Raw genomic sequence first — 19,166 nt, 5'->3', positions numbered from 1 at the left:
AGATGAACCTTCCGCCCCTTCTTGGGGGAGGATGTGGCATCTCGCCGCACTTTTCCGTCAGATCCTCCAGTAGCCTCGGCCCGTGACTGACGAGCCCCACGACCCGACCGCCCTGGCGGTGGGCGTGGGGCCGCACGCGTTTCCGTGGCCTGACGATGAGCGGCTCGACCCCGAGCTGCTGCGTGACGGTGACCGGCGCAACGTCGTCGATCAGTACCGGTACTGGCGGTTGGACGCCATCGTCGCCGACCTGGACCGCACCCGTTCTCGCCTCCACGTCGCCATCCAGAACTGGGAGCACGACTTCAACATCGGCTCGATGGTGCGCACCGCGAACGCCTTCAACGTGGCCGCAGTCCACATCGTCGGGCGCCGGCGGTGGAACCGCCGCGGGGCGATGGTCACCGACCGCTATCTCCACGTCCACCACCACGACGACGAGGCCGCGCTCTTCTCGTGGTTGGCGGAGCGGGGAGTCACTCCCGTCGGCGTCGACAACCTTCCCGGCTCCGTCCCGCTCGAAAGCGCGACGCTGCCCGCCGACTGCTGCCTGATCTTCGGCTCGGAGGGACCCGGGTTGACCGACGACATGGTTGCCGGTTGCGAGGGGCTCGTCGCCATCACGCAGCACGGCTCGACGCGCTCCATGAACGCCGGCGCCGCCGCGGCCATCGCGATGTACCACTGGCAGCTTCTACACGGGCCGACTCAGTAGAGTTGCGGCCATGCCAGATCGCTTCTCGGCGGGCCTCACCCCGCTGCCGACCGCAGCCCGCGTCACCCGTCAACGCGGCGCGCTGCGCTGGCGGATCGGATCGACGATCATCTCTGCGCTGATCCTGACGGCCGTCATCTATTTCCTCGGCCGCGATTGGCCGCAGGCGTGGACGTACACGTTCATCGGGCTGTGGGTGGCGTCGTCAGTCTTCTGGCTGACGGTCTCCATCGTCGGCCTTTACCGCGCCAAGCGCGACCTGGCGCGTATCCAGGAGGGCGTCGCGTTCCACTTCGACATCGCGGGGGTCGAGTTCGTCAACCCCGCCGCCGGGCGGGTCCTCTGGGAGGATGTCACGGCGCTGCGGCTCGTCGGCCGCAGCGGCGGCGCAGGCCCAGCCGTTGCGGTGTTCGCGCAGGGGAAGGAACTGGCGCGCGTCCCGCTGAGCTTCCTCGACGCGAGCCCGGCGGTCATCGACTCCGCCGCGCGGGCCTACTCGCTCGGACGGGCGCATCTCGACGTCGCGGCGCTGGACAGCGTCCTATAGGAAGCAGTGATCAGTGCTTCCTTAGGGACCCGGTCGAGCGGCCGGGAGGGGCTGTGACAAACCAGACATTTGCCCGTCTGATCTCGGAGGTGCGTGGTGGAATGTGCCCATGCGCATCGTGATCGCTCCCGACAAGTTCAAGGGTTCCCTGGAGGCCGGTGAGGTAGTCACGGGGCTTTCGCGTGCTCTTGCCGATGGCGGGCTGGACGCGGAGATCGTCGGGGTGCCGATGGCCGACGGCGGGGAAGGCACGGTGGATGCCGCGCTGAGCGCCGGGTACCGTCCGGTCCGGGTGTCTGTTCATGGCCCGCTGGGCGGCGTGGTCGAGGCGACGATCGCGGTGGACGCGGCCTCCGCGACTGCCGTGATCGAGATGGCCGCCGCGTCCGGCCTCGGCACGCTTCCGAGGAACGCAGAAGGCCAGCCGGCCTTCGATGCGCTCCGGGCCTCGAGCCGTGGAACGGGGGAGTTGATCGCCGGCGCGCTCGACCTGGGCTGTCGGCGGATCGTCCTCGGCGTGGGGGGCAGTGCGAATACCGATGGCGGCGCGGGGATGCTCGCCGCCTTGGGGGCGCGCCTCCTGGATGCTGCCGGGAATGCGGTCCCGGACGGCGGTGGCGGCCTGGGAGAGCTCGGCTCCGTCGACCTCGGCGGGCTGGATTCCCGCCTGGCCGACGTCGAGTTGATCCTTGCCGCGGACGTCACGAACCCGCTCCTCGGGCCGCGGGGCACCGCTGCCGTCTTTGCACCCCAGAAGGGGGCGGATCCCAGGGAGGTCACGCTCTTGGAGGCGAACCTCGGGCGGCTCGTCGAGGCACTGGCGGCCGCGCGGGGCGAGTCGGCGCGGCGCGTCGCCGACGAGCCGGGGGCCGGGGCGGCCGGTGGCGTCGGCTACGCAACTCTCCTCGTGGGCGGCGTGCAGCGCGCGGGCGCGCGCGTCGTGATGGAGCTGGTCGGGCTCGACCGCGCCGTGCGCGGGGCCGATGTCGTCATCACGGGGGAGGGCAGCCTTGACGGTCAGAGCCTGGGAGGCAAGACACCCGTGGGGGTCGCCGTGCGGGCCCGGGAGCTGGGAGTGCCGGTGGTTCTGGCGGTGTGTGGACGCGCGGCGCTGAGCGCCGCAGAGCGGGATTCGGTGCCCTTTGACCGCATCTGGGCCCTCACGGACATCGAGCCAGATCCCGCCAGCTGCATGCGCAACGCGGCGGCGCTGCTCGCCCGAGTAGGCAGGGAGATCGTGGACTACTTGGACCCCGGCCTCCCAACGGACAGTCCTCTCGCGATAGGGTGACCCCGTTGGCGAAACCGTCAGGTTACACACGAGAAAAGGGGCTTCCATGCCAGTTGCAACTCCTGAGGTCTATGCGGAGATGATCGATCGGGCCAAGGCGGGCAAGTTTGCCTACCCGGCCATCAACGTCTCGTCGTCGCAGACCCTGAACGCTGCCCTCCAGGGCTTCACCGAGGCCGGCTCCGACGGCATCCTCCAGGTCTCGACCGGTGGCGCCGAGTACTTCTCGGGCCCGACGATCAAGGACAAGGTCACCGGTGCAGCCGCCTTCGCCGTGTACGCCCAGGAGGTCGCGAAGAACTACCCGATCACCGTCGCGTTGCACACCGACCACTGCCCGAAGGACAAGCTGGACAGCTTCGTCCGGCCGCTGCTCGCGATCTCCGAGGAGCGCGTCGCCCGCGGCGAACTGCCCCTGTTCCAGTCGCACATGTGGGACGGCTCCGCGGTGCCGATGGAGGAGAACCTCCAGATCGCCGACGAGCTCCTTGCCCGCACGTCGAAGGCGCGCATCATCCTCGAGATCGAGGTCGGCGTCGTCGGCGGCGAAGAGGACGGCGTGAAGGCGGAGATCAACGACAAGCTGTACACCACCATCGAGGACGGCCTCCGCACCGTCGAGGTCCTCGGCCTGGGTGAGAAGGGCCGCTACATCACGGCGCTCACCTTCGGCAACGTGCACGGCGTGTACAAGCCGGGCGCCGTAAAGCTGCGTCCCGAGGTGCTCAAGGAGATCCAAGACGCCGTCGGCGCCAAGTACGGCAAGGAATCGCCGTTCGACCTGGTGTTCCACGGTGGCTCCGGCTCCACCGCGCAGGAGATCTCCGACGCTGTCGACTACGGTGTCATCAAGATGAACATCGACACGGACACGCAGTACGCCTTCACCCGCCCCGTCGTGGACCACATGTTCCGCAACTACGACGGCGTGCTGAAGATCGACGGCGAGGTCGGCAACAAGAAGGCCTACGACCCGCGTGCATGGGGCAAGGCCGCCGAGTCCGGCATGGCCGCCCGCATCCGCGAGGCCTGCGAGCAGCTCCGCTCCGCCGGCACCTCGATCGGCAACTAGGGAAGCACTGATCAATCGGGCACCGGCTGCGGCGCACCAGGCGGGCGATCTGAACTCTCAACATCTTCGGCGTTATGTCCAATAGCACCCTCAGATCTTGAGAGCCCAGCTCATCCCGCCTGGCACGTCCTCGCTCGGCACCCCATTGATCAGTACTTCCTAGCGCTCGACACGACGAACCGGGCAGGAGCTGCACGCTCCTGCCCGGTTCTTTGTCGCCTACCGGCTCTGCCGTCGGGTCACTTCTTCCACATGGTCGGCTTGACCGGCGTCACCTTCAGCGAAACGATCTCGCCCTTCCCTCCTGTGGCGAAGCCGTCGATTCGGGTGGCGCCCTTGTCGGGGAACACCTGATCGGTCATGGTGCCCAGGCCGTCGGCGGTGAACAGCTCGACCGACGCGCGGTCGAGGTAGACGGTGAAGGCGACGGTGCTCGTCTTCGTGGCCTTGTGCCCGCGCTTGTGCGTGGACTTCTTGCCCGGCTTCGTGACCTTCTTCGTCACCGGCAGTTCCTGCACGGACGCGAAGTTCGCGGCGAAGTCGGTGGTGCCCGAGTTGGTGCGGTCGATGAAAAGGCGACCACTCGTGGCGTCGTACCCGATCAGCGTCCCGTGCTCACGGTTGCCATACACGCGCAGGCCGAGGGTGTCGGCGCTGCCGGGCCGCAGCACGACGTCGAGCTTGACGACGTCGCCGCTCAGGCCCAGCGGGGTGGTGCCGGACCGCAGGGTCTTCCCCTTCACCGACCGTGCCTTGCGCTTGTCCAGCCGCGTGTCGAGCTGCCCGATGACGGACTGCTGCAGGCGCGGGCCCTTCGGCGTGGAGACGAGCTTCACGGTGCGGGGCAGCGTCATCGAGCTGCGCCAGGTCGAGGTGGGGATGTCCTGGGCGTAGTCCCAGTTGTTCATCCAGCCCTGCATGACGCGGCCCTTCACGCCGCCGACGTTGCTGTAGCTCACGGTCGCGTAGTAGTCGCGGCCCCAGTCCAGCCAGTCGTAGGCCTCGAGGCGGCTGCGCGCCTCCTGGTCGCCGAACATGATGTGGTCGACGAGGATGTGACCCCAGCCTGCGCGGTTGTTGTCGACGATCTGAAGCTCCGCCTTCTTGCCCCGGAGGTCCGACACGTCCCACGAGGCCCAGTTGAGGGTCTCGCTGTTGTTGCCGGTCGCGCTGCGCACGACCTCGCCGTCGACGACGAGGTTGATCGCCGTCGCGCCCGAGCGCACCTGCGCAGGCTCGTCGGCCTGGACGACGTGGTCCAGCGTGAGGTGGCCCCATCCGCCGGTGGCCTGGTCGTTGATGCGGAGCTGGGCGGACTTGCCCTTCAGGTCCGCGACGTCCCACGCCTGCCAGTTCAGGGCGCCGTCGTTCTGGCCGGTCGCGGTCCGCACGACCTGCCCGTCGACGACCAGTTGCGCCGCGAGCGACCCGTCGGTGCGCTTGCCGCCACCGACGAGCATCGACACGTAGTCCTTGTCGATGGTGAACGACGGCGAGGTGAGGGTGCCGACGTTGTCGTCGCCCTTCGGGCCGCCCTCCCAGGTGTTGATCCGCCATTCGCCCTTGTAGTAGTCGCCGCCGGCGTTGGAGGGATTGCGATCGGCGGTGAAGTCGCCGCTGACGGTCCAGCCCTGGCCGGTGATGGGTTGGCCCTGCTCGAAGTCGAAAAGCACCTCGGCGCCCGCGGGGGCCTCGTTGCCGAGCTGTGCCCCCTCAACCCACGGGTGGCGGCCGCCGCCGACGAGGAAGTTGATGTGCGGGGAGCTGATGGTGAACTCGTCGGACGTCATGGTGCCGATGGGCCAGTCGTGGTCGAGGAAGCCGTTGACGAGCCCGTTGCCCTCGAACCCGCTGACGGGGCTCTGATCCGGGAGCGTGCCCTGCGCGGGCGCATCGCCCCAGGGACCGTTCTTCCAGTTGCCGGGCTCATTGGCGACGGTCCACTTGTCGTAGCCGCCCTCGAAGTCGTCGAAGACGGTGCCCTGCGGAAGCGCGTGCGACGTCACCGTCGACTCGCTGGTGAACGTCGTGCCGTCGAAGTTTCCGACGAAGTACTGGCCGCCTGAGCCTCCTCCTACCGCGCCGGGGTTGAGGTTGACGACCATGACCCACTTGGTCTTCCTCGGGTTTCCGTCGACAGCGAGTTCGAACAGATCCGGGCACTCCCAGATGCCGGCGGTGGAGTTGGCAGGACCGAAGTCGGAGAGGTGCGTCCAGTCCTTGAGGTTGTTCGACTTGTAGATGACGACCTTGTGCTCAGTGGCCTCGACGGCGACCATCACCCAGTAGGAGCCCTTCTTTCCCTCGTACCAGAACACCTTCGGGTCGCGGAAGTTCGCGGACGAGCGGTCGAGGACCGGGTTGTAGGCGTACTTGGTCCACGTCTTGCCGTTGTCGAGGCTGTAGGCGAGCGACTGCGCCTGCCTGCCCGCCAGCGTCGGGTGCTGATCCGTGTACGCGGAGGTATAGACCGCCACGAGGGGAGCGGGCCCCTTGCGGCTCTTCTTGAAGCCGGCGCTGTTGTGCGTGTCGATCACGATCGAGCCGGAGAAGATGTCCTCGATCGAGCGGCCGTCGTCGTTCAGCGTCTGCGGGATGGCGATCGGCTGCTCCTTCCACGTGAGCAGGTCGGTGCTGGTGGCGTGTCCCCAGCTCATGTTGCCCCATGTCGTTCCGTAGGGGTTGTGCTGGTAGAACAGGTGGTAGGTCCCGTCGACATAGACCATGCCGTTGGGGTCGTTCATCCAGTTCTTCTTCGGGGTGAAGTGGTAGAGCGGGCGGTACTGCTGATCGGCCGGATTGACCGGGCCGGCCGCGGTCGGCGAGGCGATCGCCGAAGCGGCGAGGCCGCCGATGATGAGCGCGGCCGTGGCGGTTCGCCAGGCGCGGCGGGGACGTAGCATGTGTTACTCCTTCTCCGATCACCGACGGTGGTGGGATGACGCCGGTGTCGGAGCCGACGCTAAGTGGGGCCCCAAAGCCGGTCAAGGACCTAACCTGTGTAACCAACCAAGGTAGATCGTTGAATTTTCTATCACATTGGGAATGATCTGAGAGCCCCGCTCGTTGGAGTCGATGTGAGAGCTTTCGGTTTCCTGTCCTTCGGGCATTACTCGCCAGCACCTGGGTCGCGGACGCGCACGGCCGGCGAGATGCTGAAACAGACCATTGAGATCGCCGAGGGGGCCGACGAGCTCGGCGTCAACGGCGCCTACGTGCGTGTGCACCACTTCGCCCGCCAGGCCGCGTCGCCCATTCCGCTGCTGACGGCGATGGCGGCGCGGACGAAGCGGATCGAGGTCGGCACCGGCGTCATCGACCTGCGCTACGAGAACCCGCTGTACCTGGCGGAGGAGGCGGCGTCGCTCGACCTCATCGCCGACGGCCGCGTGGCGCTCGGCGTGAGCCGGGGATCGCCGGAGACCGCGATGCGCGGGTACGAGGCGTTCGGTTACACCGGGTCCGCCGACCCTCGCGGCGCTGACATCGCGCGCGACCACTTCGCGCGGTTCTGGGCGGCGGTCAACGGCGAGAAGGTCGTCGATGCCGATCCCCGGATGGCTCCTCCCGGCAGGCTTGCCATCGAGCCGCGCTCCGCGACGCTGCCCGAACACATCTGGTGGGGCAGCGGGTCCCGCGACTCCGCCGTCTGGGCGGGACGGATGGGCCTCAACATGATGAGCTCGACGCTGCTGACGGAGGCGACGGGTCAGCCGTTTCACGAGCTGCAGGCCGAGCAGATCCGGCTGTTCCGCGACGCCTGGCGGGAGGCGGGTCACCCGCGCGCCCCGCGCGTATCCGTATCCCGCAGCGTCTTCCCGATCGTCCATGAGCTGGACGCCGCGTACTTCGGCAACGGGGGGCGTGGCGACCGCGACCAGATCGGCATCATCGACGACATGCGTTCGACCTTCGGCAAGACCTATGCCGACACGCCTGACCGGCTCGTCGAGCAACTCCTCGCCGATGATGCCGTCATGGCCGCGGACACGCTCATGCTGACGATCCCCAACCAGCTCGGCCCGGAGTACAACCTCCACGTGCTGGAGTCGTTCGCGACGCACGTGGCCCCCGCCCTCGGCTGGAAGCCGAACGGGGAGGGCCCCGTTCAGGGTGACCCCGCCTAGGTTGTGCGAATGAGCGAAGTCCGGTTAGGCGGTTACCTGATCTGCGGCAATGCCGATGAGTCCGAGCTCGTGGACAAGCATCTGCCCGTGCACGCTGAACTCACCCGCGCTGAGTCGGGGTTCATGTCGTTCGAGGTGACCCCGACGACGGATTCGACCTCTGTGGCGATCAGTCTCGCTCCGGCGATGTGGCGCGGATGTCGTTCCCGGAGGGGCGGTGAAGACGGAACTCCGCAGTGCCCAACACCGAGGCCACGTGGTCGGCTACCCGGGATGAGCTATCCCTGACGCCCGTCGAACGCGAAGGAAGGGCTCGTCCAGCTCTGGTAGTTGCCGTCGCCGTCGGCCTTGAGTGCCGTCATACGCAGGACGTACCTGCCCGGGGCGGCGAGCACAAACGCGCCTCTCCGGTCCGGGACCTTTCCGTCCCAGGAGAACAGGTTGAACAGCGGTGAGCGGCCGACGTAGTCGAGGCGCTTGACCTCGACCTTCCTCCGTTCGTCAGGCTTTCCGTTCACCACCGGGATCAGTTCGAAGGTGAGCCGGCGCAGGGGGTAGGCCAGGTGCGTTGCGATCGTCGCGGGGTCCTTGCCGCCGCGGAACACCTTCGCAGGGGCGACGTTGTACACGTCCATGTTCGGGTCGACGCAGTCGGAGCCGCGCCACTTCCCGCAGATCAACCCGACGAGTGCCGGCATCCCGACACCGACGCTCGGGAACACGTTCAGCTTGCCGTAGTCGCCGGCCATGCCCGCAAACGGCACCCGCAACGTCGCACCCTCCGCGGAGGTCAGGACCACATAGCCCGAGTAGACGGCGCCCTGCAGGGCCTCGCGGTCCGGCTGGATCGTCACGGTCACCTTGGCAGAGCCGCGCGCCGGGACCCGGACTCGCGTCGTCGAGAAGGCGACCCTGCTGTTGTACCGCACGGCGACGAGCTCGTTCTGCCAGTCTCCGGGGTCCGTGGAGACCGCGTCCTGCTTCGACAACGTCCAGGTGGCGGCGCGCGACGAGGTGTTGCTGATGGTCAGGGTCCTGCGGAACGCGCCGTCGGCCGACTCGCCGGCCGACAGCTTGCTCGGCGTGACGAGGGTTGTGCTCTGGATCGCTCGGTCGACCTGGATCAGGCCCGCGCCCTGCCGGTGCGCGGCGTCGAGGATGCCTTCAGAGGGCTTCTCGCGGAACTTCGCGGGGACGGCGGTGTTCTGCAGCCGGGTCCGTACGTCGTCTGGGCGCAGCCTTGGGTTGGCCTGCAGCATCAATGCGGCGGCGCCCGCCACGTGGGGTGTGGCCATGGAGGTGCCGGAGACCACTTCGTAGCCGTCGCCGCGCTCGACGGGCAGCAGGGAGTTGATCGATCCGCCCGGCGCGCCGAGGTCCGGTTTCAGCGCCAGGTTCGCCGCGAGGCCCCACGAGGAGAACGCCGACACGAGCCGCGAGCTGTCGAACGACGCCACGGCGATGGCCTTATCGGACGCTGCGGGGGAGCCCAACGTCTGCGTGTAGAGGTCGCCGTCGTTGCCCGCTGCGTTCACCACGACGATCCCCCTCTCCCACAGGCGGTCCGAGGCGACCGACGTCGGATAGGTCGGCCAGGACTGGAAGCCTGCACTGATGCTCATGTTGATCACGTTCATGCCGTCGCGCTGGGCGCGCTCCAGCGCCGCGAGGATGACGTCGGTGTCGGTCGAGCCGCTGCAGCCGAGCACGCGGTAGGCGCCGATGGTGACCTGAGGGGCAACGCCCTTGATCTTTCCGTTGGCGCCGAGGATGCCCGCGACGTTCGTGCCGTGCCCCGAGCAGTCGTCGGGAGACCTGTCGGGCTTGAGGGTCGGGTTATAGGTGGGCGACATCGGATCGGCGTTGTAGGCATCGCCGACGAAGTCATAGCCGTACCGCACGCGGGCGGTAGGGAAGGGCGTCTTCCCGTTCCTGCCGGAGCCGCCGAGGTCGGGATGGTCGTAGTCGACGCCGGAGTCGATGATGCCGACCTTTATCCCCTTACCGCTGAGCCGGAGCTTGCCCTGCGCGACGTCCACGCCCGTGAGTTTCAACGCCTGCGCCGCGGCCGGCTTGCTCGCCTGGCGCTTCGGCGCCGCGACGGCGACGACCGGGTAGACGGCCTTGACGCCCGGGAGACTTGTCAGGCTGCGGGCGGTCTCGGTGTCGGCGGAGACCGTCACCCCGTTGAACAGCGTCGTGAACGTGCGCTGGACACTCGCCTTCTTCCCGCTCTTCCTCAGGGTGTTGGCAAACCCCTGATGTGTCTTGTCCACGGTCGCCTTCTTGCCGCCGGCTGCCGTCGGCTGCCCGTTGAACTCGACGAACCACTTGCCGTTGCCGAGGTTCTGGTAGTCCCCCGCCTTCCGCGCCGTGCTGGGTGTCGTTCCGTAGCGCCCGAGCCCTTTGTCCTTGGGTCCCGCCGACGCGAGTCCTGGGCTGAAGGTGAGCGCGAGTGCCGTCGCGATGACAGCCCCTCGCCAGAGCGTCTTTCCCTTTGCCATCCTTGGCCTTCCTGTCATGGATCCCCCCCACGGTGCCAGGGCCAACTTATGGCATGAAAGTCGAAACCATGTAGCCGGATGGCCTTATTGACCGCGTCAAGGGCCAAGTCAGACCGCGTTTCGTGGGACATAGCCGCCCCCGCCGACCCCTACCTCTGGGGGTTACCGGCGAGGCAGGAGTCGGCGGGGGCGAATGGGTCGGGAGTGGGGTCGGTTAGCGCCCAGGCTGTTCAGCCGTCGTGCCGATCCTGTCCTTGTTCGACGGCCGACCGGCGTCGGGTCGGGGGTCGAAGCGGAACGCCGGGGTCGTCCAAGCCTGGGTGTTCCTGTCACCGTCGGCCTTCAGCGCCGTCATCCGGAGCGCGTAGGTGCCCGCGGGTGCGTCCACCCGAGCGCCCTTCTTGCCGGGGACCTTGCCGTCCCAGGAGAACAGGCTCAGCTCCGGCGAGCGACCCACGTAGTCGAGGCGCATGACCTCGCGACCCCGGCGCTCATCCAGCTTGCCCGCGGGCGTGACCGGGATGAGGTGGAAGGTGAGCCGGCGCACAGGGTACGCGACGTGCGTGACGATCGTCGCGGGGTCCTCGCCGCCGTGGAAGACCTTCGACGGGTCGGGCTCCTGTACCGTGACGTCGGGGTCAACGCACTCGCCCTCGAACCACTTCCCGCAGGTCACCTCGACGAGCGCGGGAACGCCGATGCCGAGGTCGGGGAAGACGTCGAGGTTGCCGTAGTCGCCCGCCATGCCGGCGAACGGCACGCTCAGCGTCGTCCCCTCGTTCGACGTCAGGACGACGTAGCCCGAGTACACGGTTCCCTCCGGGGCGGCGCGGTCCGGGGCGATCGATACGGTGACCCTTGCGGTGCCGCGCGCGGGCACCCGCACCTTGTTCCGCGAGAAGGCCACCCGTGTGTCATAGAGCGCGGGGAGGAACTCGTTCTGCCAGGCCCCGGGCTCCGTCGAGACGGCGTCCTCCTTCGACAGCGTCCAAGTGACGGTGCGCTTCGAGGTGTTCCTGATGGTCAGGGTCTTGCGGAAGCGGCCGTCGGCGGACTCACCCGCCGACAGCTTGGCCGGAGTGACGAGCGTCGTGCTCAGGATCGCCTGGTCGATCTGGATCAGCCCGGCGCCCTGGCGGTGCGTGGCGTCGAGGATCCCGAGGTCCGGCAGCTCGCGCAGGTTGGCGGGCATTGCGGTGTTCTGCAGCCGGGTCAACACCTCGTTCGGCCGCATCGATGGCCTCGCCTGCAGCATCAGCGCGACGGCGCCCGCAACATGCGGCGCGGCCATGGAGGTGCCCGAGTTCACCACGTACCCGTTGCCCATCTCGACGGGCTCCAGCGAGTAGATCGATCCGCCCGGTGCGCCCAGGTCTGGCTTCAGCGTCAGGTCGGCCGCAAGGCCCCACGAGGAGAAGTCCGACACCAAGCCGGCGGATGGGTTCGGGCGGTCGATCCCGTTGCCGGTGACGGTCGCGGTGAGCGGTCCGGAGGAGAGGGCTGCGACGACGGCCTGGCCGTCCTCCTGCGAGACGGTCACCACGGGAATGGTGATCGGGGTCTCACCCTCGACCGTCGCGCTGACGAAGCCCGGCGCGTTGTTGTAGATCACGAGCGCGCTCGCGCCCGCATTTTGGGCGTTGACCGCCTTTATGTGGAACGCGCAGGTGCCGCGCGAGACGATGGCGACGGCCCCCGTCGCGTCACCGCCGGCCTCGCAGCCCAGCGGGTCGGTCAGTCCCGTGACCGGTAGCCCGCGGATCGCGGTGGTGGCCGCGGGCGATCCCGTGGCCGGCTGATATCCCGCCGAGATCGGGGTGCCGTAGACGGGCGCGAAGGTCATCTCGGAGAGGCGCACCTGGCTGTTGTCGAACGACGCCACGGCGATCGCCTTGTCGGAGCTGGCGGGGGAGCCGAGCGACTGCGTGAAGTAGTCGCCCTCGTTGCCCGCGGAGTTCACCACGACGATGCCGTGCCGCCACAGGCGGTCGGAGGCTACCGATGTCGGATAGCTCGGCCACGACTGGAAGCCGGCGCCGAGGCTCATGTTCACGACATCCATGCCGTCGCGCTTCGCCCGCTCGAGGGCGGTGAGGATGATGTCGGTGTCGGTTGAGCCGTCGCAGCCGAAGACGCGGTAGGCGCCGAAAGTGACCTTCGGTGCCACGCCCTTGATGGTGCCGTTGGCGCCCACGATGCCGGCGACGTGCGTGCCGTGGCCCTGGCAGTCGTCCGGGTACTTGTCCGGCTTCGGGACCGGGTTGAAGGCGGGCGAGGTCGGGTCGGCGTTGTAGGCGTCGCCGACGAAGTCGTAGCCGTACCGCACGCGCTTGGTGGGGAACTTCGTCTTCCCGTTCTTGCCGGAGCCGCCGAGGTCGGGATGGTCGTAGTCGATGCCCGAGTCGATGATGCCGACCTTCACGCCCCTGCCGCTCAGGCGCAGCTTGCTCTGCGCGATGTCCGCGCCCGTCAGCTCGATCGCGTGCGTGATGTCCGGAGTGCTCGTCTGGCCGCGAGGCACCTGCACGGGGAACACCGGATAGATCGCCTTCACGCCCGGGAGTTCCGTGAGCGCCTGGGCTGTCTCGCTGTCGGCGTCGACGGTGACCCCGTTGAACAGCGTCGTGAAGCTGCGCTGAACGCGTGCCTTCTTACCGCTCTTCCTCAGGTTGTCGGCGAAGCCGCGGTGCGCCTTGTCGACGGTTGCCCGGCTTCCACCGTCCGCAGTGGGCTGTCCGTCGAACTCGACGAACCATTTGCTGCTGCTGATGTGCTGGTAGCTGCCCGAGCGGCCGGGCGGCTGGCCGTAGCTGCCCAGGTCCTTGTCTTCGGGGCCGGCCGTCGCCAGTCCCGGGCTGAGTGTCAGGGCGAACGCCGTCGCTACCGCGGTGGCGTGCCATAGTCGTGTCGAAACTGCCATCGTTGGCCCTTTCATTGTTGTTCCCCCGGCCACCCACAACCTATGCCGATGGGTGGCGGTGGCGGAACCCCCGAAAGTTGACCCGGTGTAGAGGGTGCCCCGTCGCCGGGGTGGCGCCGGCTGCAGCTCGGAGGAGGCGCCGTCGCCGGCCCTGGCTCGGCCGAGATTACGATTGTGTAACGAATCCCCCTGGTGCAGCGATCTCTGCTAGCGTTAACAAGGAGTCGCTGCTAGCGTTAACATCGCGTCGGGTCGGAGGCCCGATCGAGGCGACACGGTACGAAGGAGTGCGGGTGACGAAGCTGCTTGAGCTGAAGAACGTGAGCAAGACGTTCCCAGGCGTTAAGGCGCTGCAGGGGGTGAACCTCGACCTGAATCCAGGCGAGGTGCTCGGCCTTTGTGGCGAGAACGGGGCCGGGAAGTCGACCCTGATGAAGATCCTGACCGGCATCTACACGCCGGATCCGGGCGCGGAGATCTGGCTGAAGGGCGAACAGGTCGTGGTCCGCGACGTGAACCACGCCCGGTCGCTGGGTCTCAGCATCATTCATCAGGAACTGAACATGGTTCAGGACCTGACGGTGGCGCAGAACCTCTACATCGGGCGCCCCGGCAGCCACAAGGGAGGCTGGATCGACGACAGGGCGCTGAACCGCCAGGCGGAGGAGCTCTTCTCCCGGCTCGGCATGAGGATCAACCCGAGGGCCAGGATCGGGGACCTCTCGGTCGCCGTCCAGCAGATGATCGAGATCGCCCGGGCGCTGTCCTACGACTCCCGGATCCTCGTCATGGACGAGCCGACCGCCGCCTTGACGGTGGCCGAGACCGAGGCGCTGTTCGGCATGATCCGCGACTTCATCACCCCCGAGACGGGACTGATCTACATCTCGCACCGCATGCCGGAGATCGAGGAGATCACCAACCGAGTCACGGTGATCCGCGACGGCCAGTACGTGGGCAGCGTGAACACGCCCGAGGTGGAGATGCGCGAGATCATCTCGATGATGGTCGGCCGCGAGGTCTCCGCGGAGGCGCGGCCGCGCAACAAGCCGCTCTCCGACGAGGTCGTGCTCAAGGTGAGCGGACTCAACAGCAAGAACCTGCTGCGCAACGTCAGCTTCGAGGTCCGCAAGGGTGAGATCCTGGGCTTCGCCGGGCTGATGGGTGCGGGGCGCACTGAGGTGGCCCGCGCCATCTTCGGGGCGGACCCGCGCACCAGCGGGGACATCGAGATCCACGGTCGGCAGGTCCAGATCAGGACCGCAGCCGACGGCGTGCGCTGCGGCATCGGGTACCTCTCGGAGGACCGCAAGCACTTCGGGCTGCTGCTGGACCAGGACATCAAGGCCAACACGGCGATGGCGGCGATGAAGGACTTCAGCGTCGGCGGCTACATCCTCGACTCCAAGATCCGCGAGGTCGGGATCGAGTACGCGAAGAAGCTCCGGGTGAAGACCCCGTCGGTCAACCAGCTGATCGGCAAGCTGTCAGGCGGCAACCAGCAGAAGGTCGTCATCGCCAAGTGGCTGGTGCGCGACTGCGACATCCTCATCTTCGACGAGCCGACGCGCGGCATCGACGTCGGAGCCAAGGAGGAGATCTATGCGCTGCTCGAGCAGCTGAGCGCCGAGGGCAAGGCGATCATCATGATCTCCTCCGAACTGCCCGAGGTGCTGCGCATGTCCCACCGGATCGCGGTAATGGCGCAGGGACACATCACAGGCTTCCTCGACAACGCGGAGGCCACCCAGGAAAACATCATGGAACTCGCCACCGTCGGCAGGGCCCAACTGACAGGAGAAGTCGCGTGACCACCACCAACAACCAGCAGCCGGCAAAGGACGCCGGAACGCCGGGCCCGCTGATGGGGTTCCTGAAGTCGTCGCTCCAGCAGGTCTTCGTGTTCGCGGCGCTGCTGCTGATCTACGTCTTCTTCCTGTTCGCTGCGCCGAACTTCGCGCAGTTCTCGATCGTGATCGACATCGTCCAGCAGTCGGCCTACATCGGCGTGATGGCGCTGGGCGCCACGTTGGTCATCGCCACCGGCGGCATCGACCTGTCGTCCGGCACCGGCATGACCCTGGTGGCCGTGATGGCGGGCGTGTTCCTGTCCGGAGACTGGCTCAACATGCCGCTCGGCGGCGGCCTCCTGCTGATTCTCGCCGTCGGCGCCGTCGTCGGCCTGATCAACGGCCTCAACATCGCGTTCCTCGGCCTGCCGCCGTTCATCGCCACGTTGGCGATGATGATGGTCGCGCGCGGACTCGCGCTGATCATCTCCGGCAAGGCGTCGATCTCCATCAAGAACCCCGGCTACGGCTGGATCGCCAACGGGCAGGTCATCCCCGGGGTGCCGAACGCGGTGCTCGTGTTCATCCTGCTCGCGATCATCGCCTCGCTGATCCTGAACAAGACCCTGCTCGGCCGCTATGCCCTCGCGATCGGCTCGAACGAAGAGGCGACCCGCCTGTCCGGCGTCAACATCAAGATCTGGAAGATGCTCGTCTACGTGGTGGCGGGCGTGTTCATCGCGCTCGGCGCCATCCTCTACTCGGCCCGCTTCGGCTTCGTGCAGCCGGCCGAGGGCCTCGGCTTCGAGCTGAACGTGATCGCGGCGGTCGTCATCGGCGGCACCTCGCTCGCGGGCGGAAGGGCCAACATCCTCGGCACCGTCGTCGGCGCACTGATCATGGAGACCCTGAAGAAGGGGCTCCTCATGATGAGCATCGCGCAGGAATGGCAGTTCGTCGTGACCGGCATCGTCGTGGTCATCGCGGTGTTCGTCGACAACGTCCGGCGCAAGCGGGCCGCGGCCATCTAGCCGCCGCCCCGTGAGCCTCCTGCCGAGACACAACTGAATACGAAACTCGGGGGCGACCGCTCCCACAAACCGCCAGGCGATGCAGTCTGGCCACAGAAAGGTATGACATGCGTCTACTGCGTTCCGCTCTCGTCGCGTCGTCGGTCTTGGCCCTCGGCCTGACCGCTTGCGGCACCTCGACCTCGGGCACGACCACGGATCCGACCCAGCCGGCCAAGACCACCCCGGCACCGGGCGCGACGGATACCGCGACCACGCCCGCCACCGGCGACATCCCCAAGGGCAACGGCGAGCTCATCTACCTCGTCTCCAAGGGCTTCCAGCACCGCTTCTGGCAGGCCGTGAACGAGGGCGCCGAGCAGGCGGGAACCGAGTACGGCTACAAGGTCCAGTTCGTCGGTCCGGACGACGAGACCAAGGTCACCCAGCAGCTCGACCAGCTGGGGGCGGCCCTCGACGCCAAGCCGATCGCCATCGGCCTCGCCGCCCTCGACACCGGCGCGGCGCAGCCGGTGCTCGACAAGATCCAGGCGGCGAACATCCCGCTGGTGGCCTTCGACTCGGGCGTCGACTCCGACCTGCCCGTGGCCACGGTCCAGACCGACAACCAGGCCGCCGCCGAGGAGGCAGCCAAGCACATGATCGAGCTGCTGGGCGGCACCGGCACCCTCGGCGTCATCTGCCACGACCAGACCTCGCAGACCGGCAAGCAGCGCTGCAACGGATTCGTCGACTACGTCAAGGCCAACGCCACCGGCATCAAGCTTCTAGAGCCCCAGGTCGCGGGCGAAGTCGGCCTCGCGGCGAACACCGCCAAGGCGATGATCCAGGCCAACCCCGACATCACCGGCATTTATGGCACCAACGAGGCAGCCGCCACCGGTGCCGTCCAGGGCGTCACCGAGTCCGGCGCGAAGGACATCAAGGTGGTCGGCTTCGACTCCGGAAAGACCCAGCTTGAGGCGATCCGCGACGGCCGGATGGCCGGCGCCATCACCCAGGCCCCGGTCAAGATGGGCTATGAGACCGTCGTCGCCGCGATCAAGGCGGTCAACGGCATCGAGCAGCCGAAGGTCATCGACTCCGGCTTCGCCTGGTACGACGCCAGCAACATCGACGATCCGGAGATCGCCGCCAACCTCTACGAGTGAGCCTCACTCTCTCTGGGAGGCACTGATCATCATGTCCTGGACGCAGCGCACCGGCTCATCCCGCTCGGCGCCTCCTCGTCGAGGACGGCATTGATCAGTGCTTCCGTAACCCCGCAGCGGCACCGTCCCTTCCGGGGGCGGTGCCGCTGCACATATCGCCCCTAACCAGAAGCAATCGAAGTCGAAGAAGGTGTTCTTCTCCATGTCCAACTACCCCAAGATCGGGATCCGGCCCATCATCGATGGGCGGCGGCGCGGCGTCCGCGAGAGCCTCGAAGACCAGACCATGAACATGGCCCTGCGCGTCAAGGAACTCTACGAGTCCGAGCTGCGCTACACGGACGGCAGCCCCGTGCAGGTCGTCATCGCTGACTCCACCATTGGCCGCGCCCCCGAGGCCCAGGCCGCGGCGGCCAAGTTCAAGCGCGAGAACGTCGGGCTGACGCTCAGCGTCACCCCGTGCTGGTGCTACGGCTCCGAGACCATCGACATGGACCGCACCATGCCGCACGCGATCTGGGGCTTCAACGGCTCCGAGCGCCCCGGCGCGGTCTACCTCGCGGCGGCGCTCGCGGGGCACGCCCAGCTCGGCATCCCCGCCTTCGGCATCTACGGCGAGGAGGTGCAGGACGCCGACGACGACTCCATCCCCGATGCCGTGCGCCAGCGCCTGCTGGAGTACGCGACCGCGGGCCTCGCCGTCGCGCAGATGAAGGGACAGTCCTACCTGTCCATCGGCGGCGTGTCCATGGGCATCGCCGGCTGCGTGGTCAAGGAGGAGTTCTGGAACTACTACCTCGGCATGCGCAACGAGTACATCGACATGGTTGAGATCGAGCGCCGCATCAAGCTCGGCATCTACGACCCCGAGGACTACGAGAAGGCCTACGCGTGGGTGCGCCAGAATCTCGTCCAGGGCGAGGACTTCAACGACGAGGCCTTCCAGCGCCCCGCCGAGGAGCACGAGGAGTGGTGGCCGTACGTCACCAAGATGGTCCTCATCGGCCGCGACCTCATGGAGGGCAACCCCAAGCTCGCCGAACTGGGCTTCGAGGAGGAGGCCGCCGGGCACGGCGCGCTCATCTCCGGCTTCCAGGGGCAGCGCCAGTGGACGGACTACCTGCCCAACGGCGACCTGATGGAGACCCTGCTCAACACGTCCTTCGACTGGAACGGCAAGCGCCGCCCCAGCCTCATGGCGACTGAGAACGACAACCTCAACGGCGCGTCCATGGTGTTCAACTACCTACTGACCAACCGGGCGCAGATCTTCTCCGACGTCCGCACCTACTGGAGCGCCGACGCCATCGAGCGCGTCACCGGGTACCGCCCGGAGGGCCGCGCGGCCGACGGCATCATCGACCTGCGAAACTCCGGCGCCACGACGCTGGACGGCACGTTCGGGGCCTTGGACGCCGACGGCAACCCCACCATCAAGCCCTGGTGGGACGTCACCGAGGCCGACATCCAGGCGATGGTCGAGGAGACCACGTTCCACCCGGCCAACACCGGCTACTTCCGCGGCGGCGGCTTCTCCACCCACTTCCGCTCGGCAGGCGACGTGCCCGTCACCATGACGCGCATCAACTGGGTCGACGGCCTGGGACCGGTCCTGCAGCTGGCCGAGGGGTACACCGTCGAGCTGCCCGACGAGGTGGCGAAGACGATCGAGCTGCGCACCGATCCCGGCTGGCCGACCACGTGGTTCGTCCCGACCCTGACCGGCGAGGGCGCCTTCTCCTCGGTGTATGACGTGATGAACGCGTGGGGCTCCAACCACGGCGCCATCACCTACGGGCACATCGGCCACCAGCTGATCACGCTGGCGTCGATGCTCCGGATCCCGGTGAACATGCACAACGTGTCGAGGGACCGGATCTTCCGGCCCAAGAACTGGCTCGGCTTCGGCACCGCTGATCTCGAGGGCGCCGACTACCGCGCCTGCCAGACCTTCGGCCCGCTGTACGCCTGATCAATCCCGACCTCGGAGCCGGGAGGCGTACACAAATCTGCCTATA

At 67.6% G+C, this 19,166-nt stretch carries 12 protein-coding genes; 9 read left to right on the top strand and 3 right to left on the bottom strand.

Annotated elements, in window-relative coordinates; all coding sequences use genetic code 11:
- Positions 1-82 precede the first annotated feature (82 nt).
- From IPJ61_RS02880 to fbaA, 4 genes are all read left to right on the top strand, one after another.
- Complete coding sequence (locus tag IPJ61_RS02880) at positions 83-715, top strand: TrmH family RNA methyltransferase (RefSeq protein ID WP_297102806.1); 633 nt, start codon at positions 83-85, stop codon at positions 713-715.
- A 10-nt stretch (positions 716-725) separates the two neighbouring features.
- Positions 726-1,262 (top strand): hypothetical protein, encoded by a 537-nt coding sequence (locus IPJ61_RS02875; protein ID WP_297102805.1) that lies wholly within the window; start codon positions 726-728, stop codon positions 1,260-1,262.
- Positions 1,263-1,371: 109 nt separating this feature from the next.
- The gene (locus IPJ61_RS02870; RefSeq protein ID WP_297102804.1) at positions 1,372-2,553 is read left to right on the top strand and encodes a glycerate kinase; all 1,182 of its coding nucleotides are present in this window, start codon (positions 1,372-1,374) and stop codon (positions 2,551-2,553) included.
- Positions 2,554-2,599: 46 nt separating this feature from the next.
- Complete coding sequence (gene fbaA / locus IPJ61_RS02865) at positions 2,600-3,625, top strand: class II fructose-bisphosphate aldolase (RefSeq protein WP_297102802.1); 1,026 nt, start codon at positions 2,600-2,602, stop codon at positions 3,623-3,625.
- Between the two features lie 239 nt (positions 3,626-3,864).
- Here fbaA and IPJ61_RS02860 read toward each other — a convergent pair whose 3' ends face one another.
- Entirely contained in the window at positions 3,865-6,528 is a 2,664-nt protein-coding gene (locus IPJ61_RS02860; protein WP_297102800.1) for a glycoside hydrolase family 32 protein, read from the bottom strand.
- 174 nt (positions 6,529-6,702) lie between these two features.
- On the opposite strand from IPJ61_RS02860, the gene IPJ61_RS02855 reads away from it, so the two are divergent.
- Complete coding sequence (locus IPJ61_RS02855) at positions 6,703-7,752, top strand: LLM class flavin-dependent oxidoreductase (protein ID WP_297102798.1); 1,050 nt, start codon at positions 6,703-6,705, stop codon at positions 7,750-7,752.
- Between the two features lie 278 nt (positions 7,753-8,030).
- Here IPJ61_RS02855 and IPJ61_RS02850 read toward each other — a convergent pair whose 3' ends face one another.
- Together IPJ61_RS02850 and IPJ61_RS02845 are read right to left on the bottom strand one after the other, a co-directional pair.
- The gene (locus IPJ61_RS02850) at positions 8,031-10,256 is read right to left on the bottom strand and encodes a S8 family peptidase (protein WP_297102796.1); all 2,226 of its coding nucleotides are present in this window, start codon (positions 10,254-10,256) and stop codon (positions 8,031-8,033) included.
- Positions 10,257-10,470: 214 nt separating this feature from the next.
- Positions 10,471-13,176 carry a S8 family serine peptidase gene (locus tag IPJ61_RS02845; RefSeq protein ID WP_297102793.1) on the bottom strand — a complete coding sequence of 902 codons (2,706 nt, stop codon included), beginning with the start codon at positions 13,174-13,176 and terminating at the stop codon, positions 10,471-10,473.
- A 293-nt stretch (positions 13,177-13,469) separates the two neighbouring features.
- Here IPJ61_RS02845 and IPJ61_RS02840 point away from each other — a divergent pair, with 293 nt between their 5' ends.
- The 4 genes from IPJ61_RS02840 to IPJ61_RS02825 all read left to right on the top strand — a co-directional run bounded on the left by IPJ61_RS02840 (position 13,470) and on the right by IPJ61_RS02825 (position 19,120).
- On the top strand, positions 13,470-14,987 hold the full coding sequence (locus tag IPJ61_RS02840; protein WP_297102791.1) for a sugar ABC transporter ATP-binding protein: 1,518 nt from the start codon (positions 13,470-13,472) through the stop codon (positions 14,985-14,987).
- Complete coding sequence (locus IPJ61_RS02835) at positions 14,984-15,997, top strand: ABC transporter permease (protein ID WP_297102789.1); 1,014 nt, start codon at positions 14,984-14,986, stop codon at positions 15,995-15,997. Before IPJ61_RS02840 ends, IPJ61_RS02835 begins: the two co-directional genes overlap by 4 nt.
- A gap of 107 nt (positions 15,998-16,104) precedes the next feature.
- Entirely contained in the window at positions 16,105-17,148 is a 1,044-nt protein-coding gene (locus tag IPJ61_RS02830) for an ABC transporter substrate-binding protein (protein WP_297102787.1), read from the top strand.
- 202 nt (positions 17,149-17,350) lie between these two features.
- Positions 17,351-19,120, top strand: coding sequence for an L-fucose isomerase (locus IPJ61_RS02825; protein ID WP_297102786.1), 1,770 nt, complete (start codon positions 17,351-17,353; stop codon positions 19,118-19,120).
- Positions 19,121-19,166: the final 46 nt, after the last annotated feature.

It is taken from the genome of Tessaracoccus sp., from assembly GCF_016714275.1.
Lineage (GTDB): Bacteria > Actinomycetota > Actinomycetes > Propionibacteriales > Propionibacteriaceae > Arachnia.
This window is presented reverse-complemented; position numbering and strand designations above follow the sequence as displayed.